The organism is Herbidospora sakaeratensis (genome assembly GCF_001570525.1).
In the GTDB taxonomy this organism is placed as follows: domain Bacteria; phylum Actinomycetota; class Actinomycetes; order Streptosporangiales; family Streptosporangiaceae; genus Herbidospora; species Herbidospora sakaeratensis.
Map to the genome: position 1 here is coordinate 176,416 of NZ_BBXC01000016.1, position 23,472 is coordinate 199,887.

General features: G+C 71.8%; 23 protein-coding genes and 1 pseudogene. 11 read left to right on the forward strand and 13 right to left on the reverse strand.

Translation table 11 applies throughout. From position 1 onward, the window contains the following. The first annotated feature begins 71 nt into the window (after positions 1-71). Positions 72-878: an alpha/beta fold hydrolase gene (locus AW271_RS26565; RefSeq protein ID WP_062340328.1), complete on the forward strand. Its 807-nt coding sequence runs from the start codon at positions 72-74 to the stop codon at positions 876-878. Here AW271_RS26565 and AW271_RS26570 read toward each other — a convergent pair. The 4 genes from AW271_RS26570 to AW271_RS26585 form a co-directional block, all read right to left on the reverse strand. Beyond that, positions 835-1,230, reverse strand: coding sequence for a ChaB family protein (locus tag AW271_RS26570; protein WP_062340329.1), 396 nt, complete (start codon positions 1,228-1,230; stop codon positions 835-837). The two genes, AW271_RS26565 and AW271_RS26570, sit on opposite strands and share 44 nt — an antisense overlap. Before the next feature lie 59 nt (positions 1,231-1,289). Continuing rightward, positions 1,290-1,706, reverse strand: coding sequence for a CBS domain-containing protein (locus AW271_RS26575; protein ID WP_062340330.1), 417 nt, complete (start codon positions 1,704-1,706; stop codon positions 1,290-1,292). A 57-nt stretch (positions 1,707-1,763) separates the two neighbouring features. After that, entirely contained in the window at positions 1,764-2,855 is a 1,092-nt protein-coding gene (locus tag AW271_RS26580) for a PAS domain-containing protein (RefSeq protein ID WP_062340331.1), read from the reverse strand. 88 nt (positions 2,856-2,943) lie between these two features. Then, positions 2,944-3,597, reverse strand: a complete 654-nt coding sequence (locus AW271_RS26585; protein WP_062340332.1) for an STAS domain-containing protein — start codon at positions 3,595-3,597, stop codon at positions 2,944-2,946. 65 nt (positions 3,598-3,662) lie between these two features. Here AW271_RS26585 and AW271_RS26590 point away from each other — a divergent pair, with 65 nt between their 5' ends. After that, positions 3,663-4,673, forward strand: coding sequence for a chemotaxis protein CheB (locus tag AW271_RS26590; RefSeq protein ID WP_062340333.1), 1,011 nt, complete (start codon positions 3,663-3,665; stop codon positions 4,671-4,673). A 9-nt stretch (positions 4,674-4,682) separates the two neighbouring features. Next, complete coding sequence (locus AW271_RS26595) at positions 4,683-6,533, forward strand: CheR family methyltransferase (protein WP_083977247.1); 1,851 nt, start codon at positions 4,683-4,685, stop codon at positions 6,531-6,533. Between the two features lie 9 nt (positions 6,534-6,542). On the opposite strand, the gene AW271_RS38950 is transcribed toward AW271_RS26595, so the two are convergent. Beyond that, positions 6,543-6,965, reverse strand: a complete 423-nt coding sequence (locus tag AW271_RS38950; RefSeq protein WP_083977249.1) for an HAD family hydrolase — start codon at positions 6,963-6,965, stop codon at positions 6,543-6,545. Between the two features lie 2 nt (positions 6,966-6,967). On the opposite strand from AW271_RS38950, the gene AW271_RS26605 reads away from it, so the two are divergent. Continuing rightward, on the forward strand, positions 6,968-7,561 hold the full coding sequence (locus tag AW271_RS26605; protein WP_062340335.1) for a GntR family transcriptional regulator: 594 nt from the start codon (positions 6,968-6,970) through the stop codon (positions 7,559-7,561). A gap of 249 nt (positions 7,562-7,810) precedes the next feature. Here the strand turns inward: AW271_RS26605 and AW271_RS26610 are convergent, their stop codons facing one another. After that, entirely contained in the window at positions 7,811-8,755 is a 945-nt protein-coding gene (locus AW271_RS26610) for a trypsin-like serine peptidase (RefSeq protein ID WP_062340336.1), read from the reverse strand. A gap of 216 nt (positions 8,756-8,971) precedes the next feature. Between AW271_RS26610 and AW271_RS26615 the strand changes: the two genes are divergently transcribed. Then, a complete protein-coding gene (locus AW271_RS26615) occupies positions 8,972-9,187 on the forward strand; it encodes a hypothetical protein (protein ID WP_062340337.1) in 216 nt (71 codons plus the stop codon). Positions 9,188-9,195: 8 nt separating this feature from the next. Further along, positions 9,196-10,014 (forward strand): annotated as a pseudogene (locus tag AW271_RS38955) (alpha/beta fold hydrolase); the annotation flags it as partial. 38 nt (positions 10,015-10,052) lie between these two features. Here the strand turns inward: AW271_RS38955 and AW271_RS26620 are convergent. Then, entirely contained in the window at positions 10,053-10,955 is a 903-nt protein-coding gene (locus AW271_RS26620) for an alpha/beta fold hydrolase (RefSeq protein ID WP_062340338.1), read from the reverse strand. A 69-nt stretch (positions 10,956-11,024) separates the two neighbouring features. On the opposite strand from AW271_RS26620, the gene AW271_RS26625 reads away from it, so the two are divergent. Next, complete coding sequence (locus AW271_RS26625) at positions 11,025-11,615, forward strand: TetR/AcrR family transcriptional regulator (protein ID WP_062340438.1); 591 nt, start codon at positions 11,025-11,027, stop codon at positions 11,613-11,615. A gap of 29 nt (positions 11,616-11,644) precedes the next feature. After that, positions 11,645-12,508: an SDR family oxidoreductase gene (locus AW271_RS26630; RefSeq protein WP_062340339.1), complete on the forward strand. Its 864-nt coding sequence runs from the start codon at positions 11,645-11,647 to the stop codon at positions 12,506-12,508. 21 nt (positions 12,509-12,529) lie between these two features. Here the strand turns inward: AW271_RS26630 and AW271_RS26635 are convergent, their stop codons facing one another. The 3 genes from AW271_RS26635 to AW271_RS26645 form a co-directional block, all read right to left on the reverse strand. Beyond that, complete coding sequence (locus AW271_RS26635) at positions 12,530-14,008, reverse strand: PQQ-dependent sugar dehydrogenase (RefSeq protein ID WP_062340340.1); 1,479 nt, start codon at positions 14,006-14,008, stop codon at positions 12,530-12,532. A gap of 167 nt (positions 14,009-14,175) precedes the next feature. Further along, positions 14,176-15,147 (reverse strand): hypothetical protein, encoded by a 972-nt coding sequence (locus AW271_RS26640; RefSeq protein ID WP_062340341.1) that lies wholly within the window; start codon positions 15,145-15,147, stop codon positions 14,176-14,178. A 159-nt stretch (positions 15,148-15,306) separates the two neighbouring features. Continuing rightward, complete coding sequence (locus AW271_RS26645) at positions 15,307-17,130, reverse strand: AMP-dependent synthetase/ligase (RefSeq protein ID WP_062340342.1); 1,824 nt, start codon at positions 17,128-17,130, stop codon at positions 15,307-15,309. 79 nt (positions 17,131-17,209) lie between these two features. Here AW271_RS26645 and AW271_RS26650 point away from each other — a divergent pair, with 79 nt between their 5' ends. Beyond that, on the forward strand, positions 17,210-17,824 hold the full coding sequence (locus tag AW271_RS26650; RefSeq protein ID WP_157554654.1) for a trimeric intracellular cation channel family protein: 615 nt from the start codon (positions 17,210-17,212) through the stop codon (positions 17,822-17,824). On the opposite strand, the gene yczR is transcribed toward AW271_RS26650, so the two are convergent. After that, complete coding sequence (gene yczR / locus AW271_RS26655) at positions 17,808-19,196, reverse strand: MocR-like transcription factor YczR (RefSeq protein ID WP_062340344.1); 1,389 nt, start codon at positions 19,194-19,196, stop codon at positions 17,808-17,810. The two genes, AW271_RS26650 and yczR, sit on opposite strands and share 17 nt — an antisense overlap. A 104-nt stretch (positions 19,197-19,300) precedes the next feature. Between yczR and yczE the strand changes: the two genes are divergently transcribed. Beyond that, positions 19,301-19,864: a membrane protein YczE gene (gene yczE, locus AW271_RS26660; protein WP_369408472.1), complete on the forward strand. Its 564-nt coding sequence runs from the start codon at positions 19,301-19,303 to the stop codon at positions 19,862-19,864. A 4-nt stretch (positions 19,865-19,868) separates the two neighbouring features. Then, complete coding sequence (locus AW271_RS26665; RefSeq protein WP_062340346.1) at positions 19,869-21,626, forward strand: glycoside hydrolase family 15 protein; 1,758 nt, start codon at positions 19,869-19,871, stop codon at positions 21,624-21,626. 10 nt (positions 21,627-21,636) lie between these two features. Here AW271_RS26665 and AW271_RS26670 read toward each other — a convergent pair whose 3' ends face one another. Together AW271_RS26670 and AW271_RS26675 are read right to left on the reverse strand one after the other, a co-directional pair. Next, positions 21,637-22,494 (reverse strand): hypothetical protein, encoded by an 858-nt coding sequence (locus tag AW271_RS26670; protein WP_232327369.1) that lies wholly within the window; start codon positions 22,492-22,494, stop codon positions 21,637-21,639. Positions 22,495-22,578: 84 nt separating this feature from the next. Further along, complete coding sequence (locus AW271_RS26675) at positions 22,579-23,454, reverse strand: S66 peptidase family protein (protein ID WP_245653208.1); 876 nt, start codon at positions 23,452-23,454, stop codon at positions 22,579-22,581. Positions 23,455-23,472: the final 18 nt, after the last annotated feature.

Sequence of the window (23,472 nt, forward strand, 5' to 3'; positions counted from 1 at the left end):
GGCGGGCAGCCATGGCCTCTCCTCGTTTCGCTGGACTGGGTACGACGGTAGCGGCTGATAGAACGGTTGTCATGATGATTACGACCTCGCGTGACGGCACCACGCTGGCCTACGACCAGGTCGGCGAGGGGCCGCCGGTGATCGTCGTGCTGGGCGTCTTCAACGAGCGCGCCGCCGGGCTGCCGCTGGCCGAGGCGCTCGCCGACCACTTCACGGTCTTCGTGTACGACCGCCGGGGGCGCGGCGGCAGCGGCGAGGTGGCCGTGCCCTACCGGATCGCCGACGAGGTCGACGACCTGAAGGCGATGATCGAGGTCGCGGGCGGCGAGGCGGCCGTGTTCGGCTACTCCTCGGGCGGGCTGCTGGCGCTGAAGGCGCTGCTCGACGGGGCCCGCATCACCCGGCTGGCCCTCTACGAGCCGCCCTACCAGAACGAGAACCCCTCCCCCGCCGACCACGCCGGCCACCTGACCGAGCTGGTCTCCCAGGGGCGGCGGGCGGAGGCGGTCGAGTACTTCCAGCTGAAGATCATCGGCATGCCGCCGCACATGGTCGAGGAGGCCAGGAACGCGCCCTTCTGGCGGCGTCTGGAGGACCTGGCGCCCTCGTGCGTCTACGACGCCCTGCTGGTGACCGACCGCGGCCTGCCCGCGCAGCTGGCCGCCCTGCGCCCGCCGCCCACGCTGGTGCTCGACGGCGCGGCCAGCCCCGACCGGCTGCGCGGCATGGTGGGGGCCCTGGGCACGGCGGTCCAGGGAGCCCAGGTGGTGGCCCTCGACGGGCAGACCCACACGATCGACCCGGAGGTCACCGGGCCGATCGTGCGGGCGTTCCTCACGACCGGGCCTTCGCCGAGGCCCTCCGGTTCGCCTTCTTGATCGCCTCGACGAGCTCGGTCTTGCTCATCGACGACCGGCCCGGCACCTCCAGGCGCTTGGCGACGTCGTAGAGGTGCTGCTTGGAGGCGTTGGCGTCGACGCCCTCGGCGGTCTTGCCGGGCTTGGGGGTGCTCTTCTCGGCCTGGCGGTCGGAGGGGCCCTTCTCGGCCTTGGCCTCCCAGTGGTCGCCGACCTTCTCGAAGCCGTGCTTGAGGGCGGCGTTGGCGGTCCGGTGGGCCCGTTCGCCCTCGCCGTACTGTTCGACGGCCGAGTCGTGGGCCTTGAGCCAGGTCCGCTGGGCCTTCTTCGGGGAGCGCTTCAGCGTGTCGGGGAGTTCCTCGCGTGCGGGCATGGTCCGTGCCTCTCGTCCGGTGGTCCGGCCGTGGCGGCACGGCCGGACCGGCGAAGACGTCAGTCGGTGGTCAGCGCCGCCATGAGGTCGCCGACCGACGTTTCCGGAAGGGCCTTGGCGACATCGGCCAAAGCGACCATCCCCACCAGGGTGTGACCGTCGATCACGGGCAGGCGGCGGACCTTGCCGGCGCCCATCGTGCGCAGGATCTCCCCCGCGTCGTCGTCGGCGCCGATGGTCACGACCTTCTTGCCTCCCAGCTCACCGGCCAGGCAGGACTTCGGGTCGCGGCCCTGGGCGATCACCTTCACCACGATGTCGCGGTCGGTGATCATGCCCTTGAGGCGCTGGTCCTCCCCGCAGATCGGCAGGGAGCCGACGTCGAGGCGCCGCATCTTCTCGGCGGCGTCGGCGATGGTCTGGTCGGAGTTCACGCACTCCGCGTTCGGAGTCATGATCTCGCGGGCGGTTGTCATCGTTCCTCCTTCCGACAAGGGTCCGCCTGCCCCGCTTCGGCCGCGCCACGCCCCCGGTCAGCCCAAGAGTTCGTCGAGGTCGAGCCGGAGCGCCAGCTGGTCGCCCAGCTCGCGCACCAGGCCGGCCTCGGCCAGGGAGAGCGGACGGCCTCCGCCGGCGCGGCGCAGGAGGGTCACCGTGCCCATCGGGCGGCGGGCCGCGAGCGGCACGCAGACCAGGGAGCCGACGCCCAGCCGCGCGGCCACCTTCACCCCGTCTGGGTCCTCCCCCAGGACGCCGAGGTCGTCGAGCGGGCTCTCCAGCGCCAGGCGCCCGGTGTCGAGCACCCGCCGCTGCAGGACGAGCGGCCGGTCGGCGGCGTCGGCGCCGCGGCCCGCCAGGGCCGCCCCCGGACGCCAGACCCCGGTCTGGTCGAGCAGGTCGACGTACACCCAGTCGGCCATGGCGTCGAGCAGCGCGGCCGCCGCCTTCCCCAGGGAGAAGCCGGGCGAGAGCAGCAGCCGGGAGAAGGCGGCCAGCACGTCCTCCCGCGCGGGGTGGATCTCGGGCGCCGACGGCGCGACCGGTTCGAGCGGCGGCACGATCGAGGTGCCGATCATCAGATGGGGGCGCTCACCCGGCAGGTCGAGCGCGGTGATCGCGAGGGTGACATCCACCGGGGGCAGCCGTCGCCGGGCCAGCCGCATGCGGACCGTCCGGGTCTCGCCGGTCCGGCTCACCGCCGCCAGCGCCGACCGCAGGGCGGCCCGGAAGCGCAGGTCGGCGAAGACGGGGAAGGGGCGGCCGGACGCGTACGACTGGGTCACGTCGAGGAGGGCCAGCGCGGCGGCGTTGGCGCGCCGGATCACCCCGTCGTCGCCGGTCACGATCAGGGTGGGGAACGGCGAGCCGGTGAAGGCGGCCCGCAGCAGCAGGCGCTCCAGCTCGGCCGGGCTCTTCTCTGCGGCCACCTGGTCGGCCCAGGAGACCAGCTCCTCCTGGCGGACCTTGAGCTCCTCGGTGGCCACGTCGAGCTCCAGCAGGGCGGCGTCGACCCATTCGTCGCGGCCGAGCTCGGCGGTCACGTACGCCCGCGACTCCCGCAGATACGCCAGGCGCTTCTGGAACTCGATGAACTCGGTCTCGAACGCGTCGGCCGACTCGGTCATCGCTCCCCCGTCTCCGTCGCCTGGTCGCCACTGGGGGACACCATGCCCCAAGGACGGGGGGCCAGTCGCGCGGGGATTTCCGGGAAGGTCAGGCGGGGGCGAACCGGTTGCTCCTGGCCCGGAACTCCGCGGCCTTGCGCTCGTGGGAGTCGCAGTCGCAGTCGAGCGTGTGCCCGGCGTACTCGTGCATCCGCGCGAGGCGGTCGTGCAGGTCGGCCATGTCGGCGCAGTTGGCGGCGGCGCGTTCGCGCATGGTCCGCAGCTCCTCCCGCATGATCTCCCTCAGCTCCGCGGCCCGCCGCATGACCGGATGCACCGCGTCGGCGGCCGGAGCCGGGTCGAGCGGGCGGCGCGGCCGCGACTCCGCGCCGGGCCGGGCTCCCCGCACGACGGGACGATGACCGGCGACCGGGTCGGCCACGGCCAGGGGGACCGGGGACGGCGTGCTTACCAGCCCCGGGGAGAGCAGCCCGAGCAGGCGGGTGGCCGGACCACCGCCGGTCAGCAGCAGGATCGCCCCGTCGAGCTCCACCAGCGCCTTGAAGCGGAGCAGGACCCGGGCGCCCTCCAGGTCGCAGAAGCCCACCCCGCCCAGGTCCAGGGTCACCCGGTCGAACCGGCGGAACATTACCGCCGTCAGGGAGCTCTCCAGCCATTCGGCCCAGGTCCAGTCGACCTCGCCGGACAGCGCGAGGCCGAGGTCGGGGCCGTCCTCCTGGACGACGGCGAGCGAGAGGATCATGTCCGAGTCCCTACCCTTTTTGCGGTCTTATGTGCATACGCCGAGATAGCGGGCAGGGAAACCCCGTGGACAGCCAGCAGGGAAGAGACCTCGTGGTCGTCGCCGCGTCGGCCGGTGGGGTGGAGCCGTTGCGGACCCTGGTGGCCCGTCTCCCGCCGAGCCTACCCGCGGCCGTCCTGGTGGTCCTGCACGTGGCCTCATCAGGGTCGAGCGCGCTGGCGGGCATCCTCGACCGGGCCGGGCCGCTCAAGGCGGCGCCCGCCGAGGACGGCCTGCCGCTGGTGCGCGGGGAGATCCGGGTGGCCGTGGCCGACCACCACCTCCTGGTGCACGACGACCACCAGCGGGTCAGCCGGGGACCCCGCTACAACGGCTACCGCCCGGCCGCCGACCTTCTCTTCATGAGCGCCGCCGTCGCCGCGGGCCCGCGGGTCGCGGGGCTGGTGCTGAGCGGCACCCTCGACGACGGGGCGCGCGGCAGCGGGCTGGTGGAACGGCACGGCGGGGTGGTGGCCGTACAGGACCCGGAGGAGTGCGCCTTCCCCGGCATGCCGTCGGCGGCGCTGCGGGCGAGCGGCCGGGCGCAGATCGTGCCGGCCCGGCGGCTGGCCGAATGGATCGTGGACCAGACCCGGTCGCCGGTGATCGCGGAGGAGAGCATGCCCGACGACGAACTGCTGCGCGACCTGGCCCGCTACCTGACGCCCCGGCTGCCGACCACCCCTCCCGAGGGGGAGTTGTCCGGCTTCACCTGCCCCGACTGCAGCGGCCCGCTGTACACGCGGCCCGGCAACCCGGAGCCCCGCTACGACTGCCGCGTGGGCCACTCGTGGTCGATGGAGACCATGATCGCCGGACAGGCCGACGCGGTCGAACGCGCCCTGTGGGTGGCGGTGCTGCGGCTGGAGGAACGGGGCCGGCTGCTCCAGCGCATGATCCACTCCGCGGAACAGCGAGGGCACCGCATGTCCTTCACCCGGCTCGCCGAGGAGGCCGACCAGACCCGCGAGGCGCTGGAGACGATCAGGGTGATGCAGTCGCGGCTCAGCACCCAGGACGACGTGGCAGGGGCGTAGGGTCGGAGTGTGATCCCGGCTGACGAACGTGACTTCGACGACCTCCTGGCGATGCTGAAGGAGACCAGGGGTTTCGACTTCACCGGCTACAAGCGCACCACCCTGATGAGGCGCATCGCCCGGCGGCTGGAATCCCTCAAGCTTCGCGACTACGGCGAATACCGCGACTACCTGGAGCTGGAACCCGCCGAGTTCGACCGGCTGTTCGACAGCCTGCTGATCAACGTGACCAGCTTCTTCCGCGACCCGGTGGCCTGGCAGGTGCTCCGCGAGCGGGTCGTGCCGGCCATCGTCGCCGGCAAGCAGGCGGGCAAGGGCATCCGCGTCTGGAGCGCCGGGTGCGCCACCGGCGAGGAGGCGTACAGTCTCGCGATGGTCCTCGCCGAGGAGATCGGCGTCGACGAGTTCAAGGATCGCGTCAAGATCTACGCCACCGACCTCGACGAGCAGGCGCTCCAGGTGGCCCGCAGCGCCACCTACACCGACCGCCAGATGGCCGAGGTCCCCCAGGAGCTCCGCGAGACCTACTTCGAGTCGTCGGAGGGTCTCCACGCCTTCCGCCGCGACCTGCGCCGCCAGGTGATCTTCGGCCGCAACGACCTGACCCGCGACGCCCCGATCTCCCGGGTCGACCTGCTGCTGGCCCGCAACACGCTGATGTACTTCAACACCGAGACGCAGCTCAACATCGTCCGGCGGTTCCACTTCGCGCTGGCCAACCCGGGCTACCTGTTCCTCGGCAAGGCCGAGATGCTGCTCAACCACAGCGACAAGTTCGAGCCCCTCGACCTGCGCATGCGGCTGTTCAAGAAGACCGGCACCGTCTCGTCGGGCGCGCGCCCCGCCTGGTCGTCGGCGCTGCCCGCCCACACGTCGATGGGCGAGCTGCAGAGCTCCGCCCTGGCCTCCGGCCCGGTCGCCCAGCTCGGCCTCGACACCAACGGACGGCTCGCCCTGGTCAACAGCCGCGCCGAGACGCTCTTCAGCCTCAACCCGCGCGACGTCGGCCGCCCGTTCCAGGACCTCGAGGTCTCCTACCGGCCCGTCGAACTGCGCTCGGTGATCGAGCAGGCCCAGACCGAGCTGCGCACGGTCGAACTGCAGGAGATCATCTGGCCGCGGTCGGGGCAGCCCGACGTCGGCGTGTACGACATCTCGGTGGTCCCCCTGCAGAACGCCGGCGGCGACCTCGTCGGGGTCGGCATCAACTTCTACGACGTGACCCGCTACCGCCGCCTGCGCGACGAGCTCGAACAGGCGAACCGGGAGCTCGAGAACGCCTACGAGGAACTCCAGTCGCTCAACGAGGAACTGGAGACCACCAACGAGGAACTCCAGTCCACGAACGAGGAGCTCGAGACCACCAACGAGGAACTCCAGTCGACCAACGAGGAACTGGAGACCATGAACGAGGAGCTCCAGTCGACCAACGACGAGCTCCAGCAGATCAACGACGCCCTCAACGCCCGCAGCGACGAGCTCGACAAGGCCAACGCGTTCGTCTCGGCGATGGTCCGCAGCCTCGGCGACGCCGTCGCGGTCGTCGACACCGAGCTGCGCGTCCTGGTCTGGAGCCCCGGGGCCGAGGAGTTGTGGGGCGTGCGCGCCGAGGAGGCCGCCGGGCGTCCGCTGACCGGCCTGGACATCGGCCTGCCCCTCGACGACCTCACGGCCCGACTGAAGCCCATGCTCACCGACGCCGAGACGCGCGACTGGCCCGACGGCATCGCCGTCGACGCCGTCAACCGGCGGGGGCGCACCACCCGGCTGAGCATCGAGTTCTCCCGCATGCTCGACGAAGAGGGCCGGACCGCCGGCGCCATCCTGCTGATGGACGTCCTCGACCCCGCGGCCCCCTAGGCGGAGCTCCTACGGCAGCGAGGGGAGGTCGGCCACCGACCGCAGCAGGTGGGTGTGGCGATGGCCGCCCAGCTCGGCCGCGGTGGCCGCGCCGGTGAGCACGCCGACGACGAAGCCCGCTCCCGCGTTACGGCCGGCGGCGAGGTCGTTGGGGGTGTCGCCGGCGACGAGGACCCGGCCGACCTCGGAGACCCGCGCCCGTTCCACGGCGCGGAAGGGCGCGGGGCGGCTGAGCGGGACGTCGTCGTCGGCGACGAGGCCGTCGACGTGCTGCCCGACGGTCCAGCCCAGGGCGTCAAGGATGGATTCGGCGATGTCGCGGGAGTAGCCGGTCTGCAGGACGACCTTGACTCCCGCCGCGCGAAGCTCGCCGATGGCCTCGGCGGCGCCGGGGATCGCCGTCGGCGGCGTCGCGGCGTAGGCGGCGGTCAGGGGTGGGCACGTTCACCGCGCGCCGCGTCGACTACCGCGTCTCCCCCGCCGAAGCGCCCTCGTGGAGCCGCATGGTGCGCGAGTCCGGGTCGGTGCCGCGCACCGTCGTGCGCTCCTGCTCGGTCGTGCCGATGCCCGCCGAGGTGGCCGCCCTGCTCCGGATGGCCGAGGACACCCCCTGTCACCGGCTGCGCCGGCGGTCGTTCACCGACGACGTGCCGGCCGCCTACGGGACCGAATGGGTGCCGGTGGCCGTGGTGCCGGAGCTGGCGCAGGCGCTGCGCTCGTTCGGCTCGCTGGACGCGATCCTGCGCGGCAGCGCCGGCGCGATCCCGCGACGGGCCTGGACCCGGGCGAGCATGGCCCCGATCGACCCCGGCGTGGCCACCGAGCCGGGCAGCCGCACGGGCGACCCGGCCTGGCTGGTGGAGAGCCTCGACGACGACGCCGGTTCGGGCCGGCTCCTGTGCTTCACCCAGCGGTGGATGCGCGCGGACGCCGTGCGGGTGCTGCTGGAGACGGGCTCCGCTCGCGGCGGCGCGCGGGAGCACAGCACGGAGAGCCGGCCGGTGGCCGCCCGAGTAGCGATCACCTGACTGCGGGTCGGCCGCAGCTTGACCGGGGCGCCCAGGTCGACGGTGAAGCGACTGCCGTACGTCATTCCGTGGTTCGCGCACGCGTTCCGGATCGCCCATCGCGCCCCGGCCACCCCGGCCGCAAGGCCCGCGCCCTAGACGACGTCGGCGACGTCGGCGCCCCTGGCTCCTCGATGGTCGGCGACTGGCGGCGTGACGTATTCGACTGTGTCGTGCCTATTGTCGATGGACCTCACGATCCGGCCCTCGTCAGGACAGGTTCGCGCCGCGGGCGCCGGCGTGCTCCCAGAGTTGCCGCGCGGCGTCGCCGAAGAACGGGCCCACGACGCACTGGCCCTGTGCTCCCTGACTGCTCACCGACGTGACGTAACCCCAGCCTCTGGACTGCTGGTAGTCGTACATCCACGGACCGCCGCTCGACCCCGGCGCGGCGAGAGTGGCGCAGTCGCCGCCCGCCTGCAGCCTCTTGAAGACGCTGGCGATCACGGTGGTGGCGCAGTTGTACTGCCATTCGCCCTCGGACGGCGGGATCGCCGGGTAGCCCCACAACGCGGCGGTGTAGACACCCGTGCGGTTGAACGACATGCCGTTCCATCCCGTGACGTCACCGAGGACCCGGCCGTCGCGCGGCAGCACGCTCGCGAAGGCGTAGTCGTAGGTGTGGTCACGCGACTCGATCCACGGGCTGTAGACGTAGGTCCCGACGACGGTCCAGGTGCCGTAGTAGGGGTCGGGCCCGTAGTTGTAGTAGGGCATGTAGACGAGGTTCTTCGCCCAGGTGCCGCCTGGGCCGTCATGGACGCAGTGGGCCGCGGTCGCGATGACGTTGCGGCCGGGTCCGCCCACCGCGCTCGCCGAGCAGGCGAACAGTCCCTGCGCGTCCTCCCCGAGGATCTGGCCCACCACGGGGTTGGCGAGGAAGCCCTTCTGCGCGCCGCCGGCGGACGCCGAACCCGGGACGGTCAGTTCACGCCCCGCCGGTTCGGCCGGCCGGGCCGGGGCGGCGCCTTCCGCGGGGGCAGGCAGCTCCCGCGACCTTGCTCGTGCGATGCGCTCCGGGGTCCAGAACGTCTGGAGCGACTCGGTGACGGTGGCCTCGGCGCCGACTATGACGGGCCCGGAGTCGGCGGCCGCCGGGGCGGCGAGTGTTCCGGCGGCGACCAGGACACCGAGCAGGAGGTGAAGTGATCTCATGGACCCGGACGTTAGGGACCCGGCCTTGGATCCGCCTTGTCATCGACAAGGAGGCAGTTGGGGCGGAAGGCCTGCGCCAGGGTGATGACCGCCCATGATTACCGACTGATTCCGCACCGTGCGGGACCTGGCCCGGTGATATGGCCCGTCCCTCGTGTTTGAGGAGGGGCGGCGGGTAGAGGCGCGTGCACTGTGCGCTCACTTCTGGGAAGAGACATGCCGCAGAACGTCATCGATCTGATCATGGCTGATCACCGGGTCGGGCGGGACCCGGAGAACCGGCCCGCGCCGGTCGCGGAGCCGACCGCCACGTTCGTCGCGCACGGCCGTGCCGAGGAGACCAAGGTCTACTCCGAGCCGGCCGAGGCAGTCCCGAGCGAGCGCGTCGAGGTGCACCACGAGGCCGAGGAACTCTCCTCACTCGGGAAGTGACCCGCCCCATGTTCGACGATTTCACGCTGGAACACATCGAACTGTCCGAGACGACCCTCCGGGTGCGCCACGGAGGGTCAGGCCCGGCGGTTCTCCTCGTCCGTGGTCATCCCCGCACCCACACGACCTGGCATCGGCTGGCCCCTCTGCTGACCCGGAATCACACCGTCGTCTGTCCCGATCTGCGGGGATACGGCCAGTCGTCCAAACCGGAGACCACTCCCGACCACGCGCCCTACTCCAAGCGCGCCATGGCCGCCGACTGCCTGGAGCTCATGAAAAGGCTCGGGCACGAGACCTTCCGCGTCGTCGGACACGACCGTGGCGGATATGTGGCCTTCCGGCTGGCCATGGAGCATCCGGAGGCGGTCACCCACCTGACCGCCCTCAACGTCGTCCCCATCGGCGAGGCGCTCGCCCGCTGTGACGCGGGCTTCGCGACCCGGTGGTGGCACTGGTTCTTCCGCGCTCGGCCGACCCCGGGCCCAGAGACCGATATCGGCGACAACCTCAGCCTCTGGTGCCAGGACGGCCCCGACGAGATGGGCCTGGAGTCGTGGGAAGACCTCCAGCACGCCTTGGGCGATCCCCGGACCGTCCACGCCAGGTGCGAGGACTACCGGGCCGGGCTCGGCATCGACCGCCGCCACGACGACGAGGACCGGGCGGCCGGGCGGCGGGTGCGGTGTCCGGTGCTCGTCGTGTGGGGGTCCCGGAGCGACCTGCCGGAGCTCTATTCCGACATCACGGGAATCTGGAGGGCCTGGGCCGACGCGGGGGTGACCGGAAGGACGGCCGAAAGCGGCCACCACATCGCGGAGGACGCGCCCGGAGAACTGAGCACCTTCCTGCGCGAGACCGGTGGTCACCGCACTGGCCCCGTGTGGCGCAGGATCTCCTCCGCCAGGCGGTCGTGCACCACCGAGGGCAGGGTGTGCCCCAGCCCCTCGATCATGACCAGCCGGGCCCCGGCGATGGCCGAGGCGGTGGCCTCGGCGTGCGCGGGCGGGAACATCGGGTCCTCCGTGCCGTGGACGACCAGCGTCGGCGCGGCGACGGCGGCGAGGTCGACCGTGCCGCCCAGGCCGGCGGCCCCGGCGAGGGCGTGGTTGAGGGCGGCCCGCGGGTCGCGCGCCCGGGCGTAGGCCCGGCGCTCCAGTTCGCGGTACTCCTCCGCGTCGAAGGGCAACACCGGCCCGTGCAGGACCCGCCACAGCGGCAGCCGGGCCGCGAGGTGCTCCTCCAGCGACGCCCCGGGTCCGGCGAACGACGAGACGAGCGCGGCCAGCAGTTCGGGCGTGGGCGGCGGCAGCTCCCCCGGCAGGGGCGGCGCGCCCTCCATGACCCGCCGCACCGCGGCGGCCGTGTCGGTGCCGAGAGGCTGGGACGACAGGCTGGTGAGGGTGAGCACCCGGTCGGGGTGGGTGACGGCCAGCCGCTGGGCGATGACGCCGCCGAGGGAGGCCCCGACGAGGTGGGCCGGCCCGGCGTCGAAGGCGTCCAGGACGGCGAGCGCGTCGGCGGCCAGGTCGGCGACCGTGTAGGGGTGGGCGGCGAAGTCGACGGTGGAGGAGCGCCCGGTGTCGCGGTGGTCGTAGCGCACGACCCGGCGGCCCCCGTCGGCGAGGCGGCGGACGAACCCGTCGGGCCACTGCACACCCTGGGCCTGCGCGCCCATGATCAGCAGCACCGTCGGGTGCGCCGGGTCGCCGACGTCCTCTGCCCACAGGTCGAGGCCGCCGGTGCGGACGAAGTTATTTTCTTGCATGGTCGTTCAATATAATGGCACCCGTGGCGCGATTTGAACTCCCCGGCCCCCGGCGGCACCCTGATCCCCATGGCCGGAGTCAAGGGACAGGTGCAGAAGCGGGGCGTCGAGCGCCGCCGCGCCATGGTCGACGCCGCGATCGAGTTGTTCGCCCGCCAGGGGGTGCGCGGCACCGGCGTGGCCGCGATCGCCGAGCGCGCCGGCGCGGCCCCCTCAGCCCTCATCCACCATTTCGGCAGCAAGGACGGGCTGGTCCGGGCCGTACTCGAAGAGGCCGACCGGCGGGCCCTGGAGCGGCTGTCGGTCCCGCTGGGCGCCGAGCCCACCCTCGACCAGGCCTTCGACTGGTTCGTCCGGGACGCCGAGCACACCGCCGCCGCCGAACGCGACCTGGCCGCCCTGCACGCCACGCTCACCGCAGAGAACCTGGAGCCGGGTTCGGCCCTGCACACCTGGTTCCGCGACCGCGGCCGGGTGTTGCGGGCCCATCTGGTCTCCCTGTTCACCCGCGCCGGGGCCGACGACCCGCCGACCCTGGCGGCGGAGACGGCGGCGTTCGTCGAGGGGGCCCACCTGGTGTGGCTGCTCGACCCCGAGCAGGTCGACCTGGCCTCCGTGCACCGCAGCTACTTCGCGGGGCTGGCCGCCCGCCTCCGTTAAGCGATCAGGGGCCGGGGCAGGGTCGCAGCATGCCTGAGGAACCGAACCAGACACCACCGGGCCAGACGCAGAGCTATCCCGGGAGCAGCGGCGACATGGCGCCCGAGCCCCGCGACGAGATGCGCGACTACGCCGGCCGCGACCTGCTCAAGGGCAGGAAGGCCCTGATCACCGGAGGCGACTCGGGAATCGGCAGGGCCGTGGCGGTCGCCTTCGCCAAGGAGGGGGCCGACGTCGCCATCGCCTACCTGAGCGAGCACGACGACGCCGAGCACACCCGCGCGCTGGTCGAGCGGGAGGGCCGCCGCTGCGTGCTGCTGCCGGGCGACCTCGGCCGGGCCGACCACTGCGAGGAGGTGGTCGAGCAGACGGTCAAGGAACTGGGCGGGCTCGACCTGCTCGTCAACAACGTCGCCTACCAGGAGCCGGTCGACTCGCTCGCCGAACTCGGCGACGAGCAGTGGAACCACACCTTCGCGGTGAACATCCACAGCTACTTCCGGGTCACCAAGGCGGCGCTGCGGCACCTGGGCGACGGCGCGTCGATCATCAACACCTCGTCGATCAACGGCCTGCGGGGCAACAAGACCCTGATCGACTACGCCGCCACCAAGGGCGCGATCAACGCCTTCACGATGTCGATGGCGCAGAACCTAATCGACCAGGGCATCCGCGTGAACGCGGTCGCCCCCGGCCCGGTCTGGACCCCGCTGATCCCGGCCACCTTCCCCGAGGAGAAGGTGGCGGAGTTCGGGAAGCAGGCCCCGATGAAGCGGGCCGCCGACCCCGACGAGATCGCGCCGTCCTACGTGTTCTTCGCCTCGGGACGCCTGTCGTCCTACTACACCGGCGAGGTGCTGGCCCCGATCGGCGGCGAGACCCTCCCGGGCTGAGGCCCGGGAGGGCCGCTCACGTCAGGGTGAGCCGCAGGTGTAACCGCTCACCGTGGCGGTGTTGCCGGTGGGCCGGGTGACCTGGAACCCGAACGTCGTGCTGGCGTTCGGGGCGAGGTTGCCGTTGTAGTTCTGGTTGGTCGCGGTGACGGTCTGTCCCGAGACGGTGAGGGTGGCGTTCCACGAACCCGACAGGGAGTGCCCCGCCGGGAGCGTGAAGGTCACCCGCCAGCCGCTCAGGGCCGACGTGCCGGTGTTGGTGACCGTCACGGGCTGGACGACGTAGCCGTTGCCCCACTGGGTCTGCACGGTCCCGGTCGCCGAGCACGGCCCGCCGGGCTGCGGGCTCGGCGACGGCGAGGGGCTGGGCGAGGGAGACGGCGACGGGCTGGGCGACGGCGACGGGCTCGGTGAGGGAGACGGGCTGGGCGAGGGGTTCACGCCCGCCGGGGGAACCCGGATGATGCGGTCGTCCGCGGCGGTCGGGCTGCCGCGGCCGTCCCGGTTGCTGGTGCCGACCCACAACCAGCCGTCGGGGCCGACGGCGACCGCCCGGAGGCGGCCGTACTGGCCCTGGAACTGGGCGGAGGCGCCGGCGGAGCCGCCCGAGCCGGTCAGCGAGACCGCCCACAGGCGGGTGCCGCGCAGGGCCGCCGCGAACAGGGTGTTGTTGGCGTACGCGAGGCCACTCGGCGAGGCCTCGGCGGTCGTCCAGGTGACGATCGGGTTGCGGAACGAGGGGTTGTTGCAGGTGCCCTCGCACGTCGGCCAGCCGTAGTTGCCGCCCGCCACGATCTGGTTGACCTCGTCGGTGGTGTTCTGGCCGAACTCGGTGGCGTACAGGCGGCCCTGGCCGTCCCAGGCGAGGCCCTGGACGTTGCGGTGACCCAGGCTGTAGACCCGCGAGCCGGCGATGGGGTTGCTCGACGGGATGCCGCCGTCGGGGTTCATCCGGAGGATCTTCCCGGCGGGCGAGCTCAGGTTCTGGGCGTTGGACGTGGTCCCGGCGTCGCCGGTGGCCAGGTAGAGCAGGCCGTCGGGGCCGAAGGCGATGCGCCCGCCGTCGTGCACGGTCGCGCGCGGGATGCCCGACAGCAGGACGTTCTGGGTCGAGGGCGCGCTCAGGCGGAAGCGGGCCAGGCGGTTGTCGGAGGAGGTGGTGAAGTAGACGTAGACCCACTGGTCCTGGGCGTACGTCGGGGAGACGGCGATGCCGAGCAGGCCGCTCTCGCCCGAGGCGGACACCCCGCTGACGGTCGCCACGGCGACCGGGGTCTGGCCGGGCCGCACCTGCATGACGCGGCCCGTGTTGCGTTCGGTGACCAGGGCACTCCCGTCGGGGAGGAAGGCGAACCCCCACGGGACCTGGAGCCCGGTGACCGACACCTGAGCCCGGTCGAAGTCGAAGCCGCCGACCACGGCGGCCCGGGCCGGCAGGGCGATCATGACTCCGAGGAGCAGGATCGCCGCGGCGATGACGTGCCTAACGTGTCTGGACATTGCGGAACCATACGAGCCCCGCACCAGCCTGCCAACGATCACCGGCGGGCCCGCCCGCCGACCTGCGCGGCCCGAAGAAAGTTTCAGCGGCGAATCGCAACTTTTCGCCCCCGGAGACGGGGAAGCCCGGGCCTCCGTGGAGGGGAGGCCCGGGCTCGTAGAGAAAACTACTTGACGACCTTCACGTAGTCGCTCGCCTCAGAAGAGCCGAAACCGTGGCTACCGTCGTAACGGACGCCCCACGTGCCGCTGCCCCACGCCTTGACCTTGGTGTAGAACGAGCCGTTGGGGTTGGTCTCGACGGTCTTCACGTACTTCCACTTGTGCGAACCCGCGGGGAGGAAGTAGACGTCGATGTCCTGCCAGCCCAGCTTGTACCAGCCGTGCCAGTAGTCGCGAGAGTCGTAGCAGCCGCTCCAGCCGTCGTCGACGGGCTTGACGCTGCCGTCGAGCTCGACATAGGCGCGGTCGTGCTTCTTGTAGTCGTAGTACCAGTCGCCGTAGCACTGGGCGACCTGCAGCTGACCGGTCAGGGTCAGGTGACGCCCCTTCTTCACCGGCTCAGGGCCGGCGTTGAAGTCGACGATCCGAGTGGCCTTGGGGCCCTTCGGCGGCTTCGGCGGGTCGTAGCTGACGTGCTTGACCGTGAAGCCCGAAGAGCTGGTGTAGAGCTTGCCGTCGAAGCCGCGAGCATAGACCTTGACGGCGTAGAACCCCTTCGGGTCCTTCGTGTCGATCTTCACGCTCTCGGAGGTGGAGAACCACTGGGGCTTCCACGGCGCCTTCTTCTCGTCCGACGTGTCCGCGGAGGTGCCGTCCGCCGACTTGCCGTCCCATCCGTGACCGTCCCAACCGGGGCCATCCCAGTCGTCGCGGCCCCAGCTGCCCTTGTGGTCGACCACGATCTTGGCGTGCTTGATGTCCACGCCCTTGACGGTGATCGACACGACCTCGGAGTCCCACTTGCCCTTGAGGACAACCTGGCCGGGGTTGACCCAGACATTCGTGATTCTCGGGTTGGGTCCGTCGTGCTGACCGTGCCCGTGACCCGGGTCCGCTAAGGCGGGGGCCGCGGAGACGAGCGCCGAGGCGCTCATCGCAGCGGCCGCCACCAGAGCGGTGGCGATGCGCTTGATCATAAGAGGGTGCTTCCTCTCCCCGTTACAACGCGCGCTTCCGGCATGAAGCGCGCCTACGTCATAGACGGAAAATCTCCGCCAAAAGTTGCGGGTAAGTCGTGGAAAAAGTGATCACAACTTGGCAACGGGAACGGGAACTCGCGCGTCGGGGTCAGTTGATCACTGCCCGTACATCTCCTCGATGATCTCGGCGTACTTGGCGTGGATGACCCGGCGCTTGAGCTTCAGGCTGGGGGTGAGCTCCTCGGTCTCGGCCGTCCACTCGACCGGCAGCAGCCGCCAGCGCTTGACCTGCTGCACCCGGGCCAGCTTCTCGTTGGCGGTCTCGACCGCCGCCTCGACGGCCTTCAGCACGTCGGGGTGCTCGGCCAGGTCGGCCAGGTCGGTGAAGGTGATGCCGTTGGCCTGGGCCCAGCCGGGGGCGATCTCGCCGTCGAGGGTGAGGATCGCGACCGGGAACGGCTTGCCGTCGCCGAAGGCGAGGGCCTGGCCGATGAGCGCGTGCTCCTTCAGGTAGTTCTCGATGTTGGCCGGGGAGATGTTCTCGCCCCCTGCGGTGATGATGAGCTCCTTCTTGCGGTCGACGATGCGGACGAAGCCGTGCTCGTCGAGGGAGCCGACGTCGCCGGTGTGCAGCCAGCCCTCGTCGTCGAACAGGTCGGCGGTGGCCTCGGGGCGGTTGAGGTAGCCCGTGGTGTTGAGAGGGCTGCGGGTGAGGATCTCCCCGTCGTCGGCGATGCGCACCTCGACGCCCGGTTCGGGGCGGCCGACCGTGCCGAGCCGGTAGGCGTCGGGGCTGTTGGCGGTGAAGGCGCCGGTGGTCTCGGTCATGCCGTAGACGTCCAGGACCCTGAGCCCGAGGCCGGCGAAGAACCGCTGCACCTCCAGCGGCATCGGCGCGGCGGCGGTGGCCAGCCATCCCGCGTTGTCGAAGCCGATCATGCCGCGGATGATCGAGAGCAGCGCGGCGTCGGCGGCGGCGTAGGCGGCCTCGACCTCCGGGGTCATCGTGTGGCCGACCTGACCGGCCTCGACCCAGGCGAGCCCGGCGGCCATCGCCTTGCGCGCGTTCTCCTGCTGGTCCTCGGGCGACATGGCCAGCAGCGCGGTGAGCTTGGCCATCATCTTCTCCCAGACGCGCGGCACGCCGAAGAAGAGCACCGGCTTCACCGCGGCCAGCGTCGGCCCCAGGTTGGCCAGGTCGGTGCAGAAGTGCACGTGGGAGACCTTGAACAGGGGCAGGTAGAGGCTCAGCACCCGCTCGGCGATGTGCGCGTAGGTCAGGTAGGAGATCTGGGTGCCCTGGGTGGGCAGCGAGGTCATCCGGTCGGTCGCGCCGACCTCGAACAGCACGTTGCGGTGGGTCAGCGGCACGCCCTTCGGCATGCCGGTGGTGCCCGAGGTGTAGAGCACGGTGAGGGTGTCGTCGGGGGCGACCGAACGCCAGCGCTCCTCGATCGACTGCGGGTCGGCGGCCAGCGCCTCGGCCCCCAGCGCCAGGAAGTCGGCCCACGAGAGCTGGTCGCCGGTGGCGCCCTCCAGCAAGATGATCTTCTCCAGGCCGGGCACCTGGTCGAGGACCGGCTCCCACCGGGCCAGTTCGGCCGGTCCGCCCAGCACGGCGACCTTGGCGCCGACGTCGTTGGCCACGTAGGCGACCTGGTCGGGCGCGAAGGTGGCGTACACCGAGCACGGGATCGCCCCCGCGTGCACGGCCCCGAGGTCGGCGAGCACGTGCTCGCTGCGGTTGACCATCATGAGGGCCACCGAGTCGCCCGGATCGACGCCCAGGGCGGCGAAACCGGCGGCGATCTCCAGCACCCGCTGCCGGGCCTCCCGGTAGGTCAGGGTGGACCAGCCGCCCTCGACGGGGTCGGAATAGGCGGGTAGGTCGGGATGGGCTTCGGCGGTCTCGTCGAGCTGAGAACAGATGGTCCGACCGGCGATGCTCTCTTCGATCGCCGCCCGCTCCTCAAGAACCATTCCGCGTCTCCTCAGGGGGATGCTGGACAGAGTGACCCGCATCACATCATCGGTAAGTCAACCCTGACAAGATGTCCTGGTGACATGGGTGCTCGACCTGACCGGGATCTTCGTTTTCGCCATCTCCGGCGCGCTGGCCGGCGTCCGCACCCGCCTCGACGTCGTGGGCATGGCGGTGCTGGCGTTCTTCACCGCCGTGGGCGGCGGAATCCTGCGCGACGTCTTCCTCGGCGTGCAGCCGGCCGCGCTGCACGACGCCGGCTACGTGCTGGTCCCGCTGGTGGCGGCGGGGATCGTGTTCTTCTGGCACCCGCAGGTGACCCGGCTGCTGCCGAGCATCCTCATCTTCGACGCGGCCGGGCTGGGCCTGTTCTGCGCGACCGGCACCGAGAAGGCGCTGCTGTTCGGCCTGTCGCCGCTGCACGCGGTGCTGCTCGGGGTGGTCACGGCGGTGGGCGGCGGCGTGCTGCGCGACGTCCTGTCGGGCCAGCGGCCCACGCTCCTGTACGACCGCCAGCTCTACGCGGTGCCCGCGTTCCTGGGCGCGTTCACCCTCGCCGCGCTGTTCGAGTTCGGTGTACGCGGCCCGCTGGCCGTCCTGGCCGCCGCGGTGCTGGCCTTCGGCCTGCGGTTCCTGGCGATGCGGAAGGGCTGGCGGGCGCCGCTGGCGCGGGGCGTCACAGACTCGGCGTGAGCCGGTCGTCGGTCACCGGCCCCCGGCCCGGCCGGGCGGCGGCGATCCGGCCGATCGCGTCGGCCAGCACGTGCGGCGGATGGCAGTACGACAACCGCAGGTAGCCCTCGCACGCGCCGTCGACCCCGAACCACCGACCGGGCGCGAGCCGCACCCCGCGCTCGGCCGCCGCCCGGACCACCGGAGCCGCCGACGGGACGTCGAGCTTCGCCCACACCGACCCGCCGCCGACCGGGTGGGGGAAGGTCCAGCCCGGCAGGTGCTCGGCCAGCGCCGCCGTCAGCGCCTCGCGCGAGGTCGACAACCAGGCCCGGCGCTCGGCCCGCGACTCCTCCACATGGGGGAACAGCTCGGCCACGACGAGCTGGTCGAACACCGCCGTGGCCAGGTCGACGCCCGACCGCAGCACCGACAACCGCTCCACCAGCTCCGCCGTGCCGCGCAACCACCCGACCCGCAGCCCGCCCCACCACAACTTCGACGCCGACCCGATCGTGATCACCCGGTTGTCGACGTCCCAGCGGGCCAGCGGCGGCGGCATGACGACGTCGTCGACGGCCACCTCGCCCCACGTCTCGTCGCAGATCAGCGTCACGTCGTGGCGGCGCGCGGCGGCCACGAGGGCGGCCCGGTGGTCGGCGTCCATCAGCGCGCCGGTCGGGTTGTGGAAGTCGGGCAGCACGTAGGCGACCTTCGCCTGCCGCAGCGAGCTCTCCATCAGCTCCCCCGCCGCCACCGCCCTGGCCCCGTGGAGCCGGACCGACTGGATCGCGTGGGCGTAGGTCGGCGACTCCAGCAGCACCGGGTCGCCCGGCCCGACCAGCAGCGCGAACAGCAGGTGCATGGCCTGCTGCGCGCCCGGCGTGATGAGGATCTGCTCCGGCCGGGTGGCCACCCCGCGTTCGGTGTAGCGCCGCGCCACCGCCTCCCGCAGCACGGGCAGCCCGACGGGGTCGTAGCCGATGCCGAGCAGGTGCCGGTGGTACCCGGCGGCCGCGGCCGCCACGGCGGGGGCGACCTGCGAGGCGGCCGGCATGGAGGCGACGTGCAGCGGGATCATGCCGTCGCCGGGGACGGGGATCGTCCAGGGCGTGTCGCCGCCGACGGGCAACGCGGTCGTGCTGCCGGAGCCCTGCCGGGCGGTGACGTAGCCGTGGTCCTTGAGCAGGTCGTAGGCGGCGGTCACGGTGGTCCGGCTGACACCGAGCGCGGCGGCCAGATGCCGCTCGGCGGGCAGCCGCACCCCGACGGGGATCGCGCCGTCGTGCACCCGGCCCCGCAGCGCCTCGGCGAGCGCCCGGTAGTAGGGACGGGCCCCGGCGGGGACGGCGAGCAGCCGGGCCAGCTGCTCGGGGGCGATCGTGCGCGTCATGACGGCCAGCTTAAGGCCAATATCGGCGATTGGCTCTGTTGCCCGGGTCGGGCCGCCGTCACACTGGGGCGATTATGGTGCAGACATCCACTCATCCCACCTCTATGCGGCTCGTCCGCCTCTACGCCGGCCTGTTCCTCTACGGCGCCGGTTCCGGTCTCCAGATCGAGTCGAACCTCGGCAGCGCCCCCTGGGACGTCTTCCACCAGGGCCTGTCGCGCCACTTCGGGCTCAGCATCGGCGCGTGGGTCGTCATCGTCGGGGCGGCCGTGATGCTGCTCTGGATCCCCCTGCGCCAGAAGCCGGGCCTGGGCACGATCAGCAACGTGCTGCTGCTCGGCTGGTTCTTCGACCTGACCGTCTGGCTGGCCCCCACGCCCGGCCACTGGGCCGTCCAGTGGGCCTACCTGCTGACCGGCGTGGTCACCGTCGGCGGGGCGACCGCCCTCTACATCGGCGCGGGATACGGGCCGGGGCCGCGTGACGGGCTCATGACCGGGCTGCACCGGCTGGGGTTGTCGATCCGGCTGGCGCGGGTGATCATCGAGCTGACCGTGCTGGCGGTCGGGTGGCTGCTCGGCGGGGTCGCCGGAGTCGGCACGCTGGTGTTCGCGCTGATGATCGGGCCGGTCACCCAGTTCTTCATGAAGGCTCGGTGGGTAGCTTGATCACATGCGGATCGAGGACTACGCGCTGATCGGCGACATGCAGTCGGCGGCCCTGGTGGGCCGCGACGGCTCGGTCGACTGGCTCTGCCTGCCCCGTTTCGACTCCCCCGCGTGCTTCGCGGCGCTGCTGGGCAACCAGCGGCACGGGGCCTGGCGCGTCTGGGCCTCCGGGATGGAGACGGCCTCCAGCCGCCGCTACTGGGGCGACACGCTCGTCCTCGAATCGACCTGGGACACCCCCACCGGCACCGCCCGGGTGATCGACTTCATGCCGGTACGCCATGAGCACCCCCGCCTGGTCCGGATCGTCGAGGGCGTGGCCGGCACGGTCGAGATGAACTGCGAGATCCGCATCCGGTTCGACTACGGCCGGATCGTCCCGTGGGTGCGCCGCCGCGACCACAGCCTCCAGGCGGTCGGCGGTCCCGACTCCGCCTGGATCCACTCCCCCGTCCACCTGCACGGCAGCGACTACCGACACAAGGGCACCTTCCGGGTCGAGGCGGGCGACAAGCTGCCGTTCGTGTTCAGCTGGCACCCCTCCCACGCGCCCGCGCCGCCCATGATCGACCCGCTCGACGAGCTCGACTACACCCGCGAGATCTGGGAGGACTGGGTCTCCACGGGCACCCACACGGGCCAGTGGCGCGACGCCGTGGTGCGGTCGATGATCACGCTGAAGGGGCTGACCTACGCCCCCACCGGCGGCATCGTGGCCGCGCCCACCACCAGCCTGCCCGAGGACCTCGGCGGCGTGCGCAACTGGGACTACCGCTTCTGCTGGCTGCGCGACGCCTCCATGACCCTCGACGCCCTGCTGACCAGCGGCTACATCGACGAGGCCAAGGCCTGGCGCGAGTGGCTGCTGCGCGCCATCGCCGGCCGTCCCCAGGACCTCCAGATCATGTACGGCGTCGCCGGCGAACGCCGCCTCCCCGAGATGACCCTCGACTGGCTCCCCGGCTACGAGAACTCGGCGCCGGCCCGCATCGGCAACAGCGCCGCCGACCAGCTCCAGCTCGACGTCTACGGCGAGGTCGTCAACTCGCTCTACCAGGCCGGCATGGGCGGCCTGCACCCCGACGACCACGCCTGGAAGCTGACCCGCAAGATGATGGACTTCCTGGAGACCGGCTGGCGGCAGCCCGACGAGGGCCTGTGGGAGGTGCGCGGGCCGCGCCGCCAGTTCACCCATTCGAAGGTGATGGTCTGGGTCGCCGTCGACCGCGTCATCCGCACCCTGGAGGCCCAGCGGCGGTCGGGGCCGGTCGACCGGTGGAAGGCGCTGCGCGAGGAGATCCACACGGAGGTCTGCGAGAAGTCCTACGACGCCGACCGCAACACCTTCACCCAGTCGTACGGCTCCAAGGAGCTCGACGCCGCCACGCTGCTCATCCCCACGATGGGCTTCCTGCCGGCCGACGACCACCGTGTGATCGGCACCGTCAACGCGATCGAGCGCGAGCTGACCACACCCGAGGGCTTCGTGCTGCGCTACTCCACCAGCGAGCACAACGTGGTCGACGGGCTGCCCGGCCGCGAGGGCGCGTTCCTGGCCTGCAGTTTCTGGCTGGCCGAGGCCAAGGCCCGCATGGGCCTGCGCAACGAGGCGTGCGACCTGTTCCGCCGCCTGCTCGACCTGCGCAACGACGTCGGCCTGCTGTCGGAGGAGTACGACCCCGTGCAGGGCCGCCTGGTGGGCAACTTCCCGCAGGCGTTCAGCCACGTCCCGCTGATCCACGCCGCCCAGGCGATCGGTTAGCCCGTGGTCGTCAGTTGGCGTCTCCGGCCAGACGCGCGAGCAGCCGGGCGAAGTCGGCGGGCGGCGTCACCACGAGCCTGACCTGGCCGTCCTGGGGAACCAGGTCGGCCTGGATGCGGGTCAGCCGGTCGCGGTGCCACCAGTAGACGTGCGGGCTGAGGCCGCCGTCGCGGTCGTCGAACTCGCGCTGGGCGTACACGCGCATGCGCTCCAGGGCGCGCACCACGCCGATGCCCTCGATGGGGTGGACGGCCATCGCGCCCGGGTGGGGCAGCACGACGAGCAGCCCGTCGGGCGGGCCGGGCAGCCGCCGCAGGTGCGCCACCGCCGTGGGCGCGCTGATCATCCGCACGCTCACCCCGCCGAGCTGGAGGTACTCGGCGGTGATGCGCTCGTCGGCCAGCGCGTTGTCGAGCGCGACGTCGAGCGCCTCGGCGGGCGGGATCGGCCAGCAGAAGGCCTCCTCCGGCCGGACCGGACGGCCGCCGATCGTCAGCACCTCGATCAGGTCGGCGCTCAGGTGGCGGCCGATGATGCGCGAGGGGTCGGGGATCGCCGGGTCGTCGGCGGCGTGCAGGCGGGTGCGCAGCAGCGGTTTGATGCGGCCCAGGTTGCACGCGTCGAACGGTTCGCCCGACACGGCGTGGGACAGGTGCTCGGAGACCAGCATCGGCCAGTCTTCGCGCGACCTGCGGGCCGCCTCACGGCGCAGCCCGACCAGGTTGACGGTACGGGACGTCTCGTCGCCGCCCATGATCAGGGTGGCGCCGTCGTCCTCGAACGCGCAGCTGTAGCCCATCGTCTCGACGACCAGGGCGAGGAGGGAGTCAAGATCGACGTCCTCGACGGGCCGGGAGGCAGGCTGCACTGGCTGGTCAGGCCGAATCCGGCTGCGGAGTCGCCGCAACAGACCCAAGGCTCATCCCCTTACAAGCGTGGCGTGTTGCCAGCTTCAGGGTGCCTTGTCCTGGTTGCCGATGAGGCCGGTGAGAGAGCACGATTCGGTATCAATAACCCCATCGGCCCCCAGCCACACACTGAACTGTGGTGTCCCGTGACCGATCGGCAGCCCCGCGATGATCGGCACTCCCAGCGGTCCGAGGCGTTCCACCAGCACCGGAAGCGCCTCGCCGCACTCCACCCACGACCCGAGCGCGAAGCCGGCCGCGCCGTCGAGACAACCGGCCTGGAGCAGCTGGGTCAGCATACGGTCGATTCGGTAGGGCTCTTCCCGGATGTCCTCCAGAAGGACGATCCGGCCCTGCGCCTCCATCTGGTGGGGCGTGCCGCAGAGCGCCGCCAGCAGGGTCAGGTTGCCGCCGGTCAGCGGCCCGATGGCCGAGCCGGGCACGAGCACCTGGTCGCCCTTGACCGGCCGGGGCTCCAGGCTGGAGATCAGCGACGCCTTCAGGTGCGAGAGCGACCGGGGCTCGGGCCCCTCCTCGTCGCTGATCGTCGAGCAGGCCGGCATCGGGCCGAACAACGAGGCCACCCCCAGACGGCGCTGGAAGGCCAAATGGAGGGCGGTGATGTCGCTCGACCCCACCAGGGGCTTGGGCCGCACGGCCTCCATCTTGTCCCAGTCGAGGTGGTCGAGGACCCGCGTCGCGCCGTAGCCGCCCCGGGCGCAGATCACCGCGGCGATCTCCGGATCGCACCACGCTTCCTGCAGGTCGGCGGCGCGGGCCTGGTCGGGCCCGGCGAGGTAGCCGCGGCGGATCAGCATGCGGGGCCCGAACCGGACGTTCAGGCCGAGGCCGGTGAGCACATGGCGGCCGCGGTTGAGCCGGTCGAGGTCGACCGGACCCGAAGGCGCGACGACGGCCACGGTGTCACCGTGCCGGAG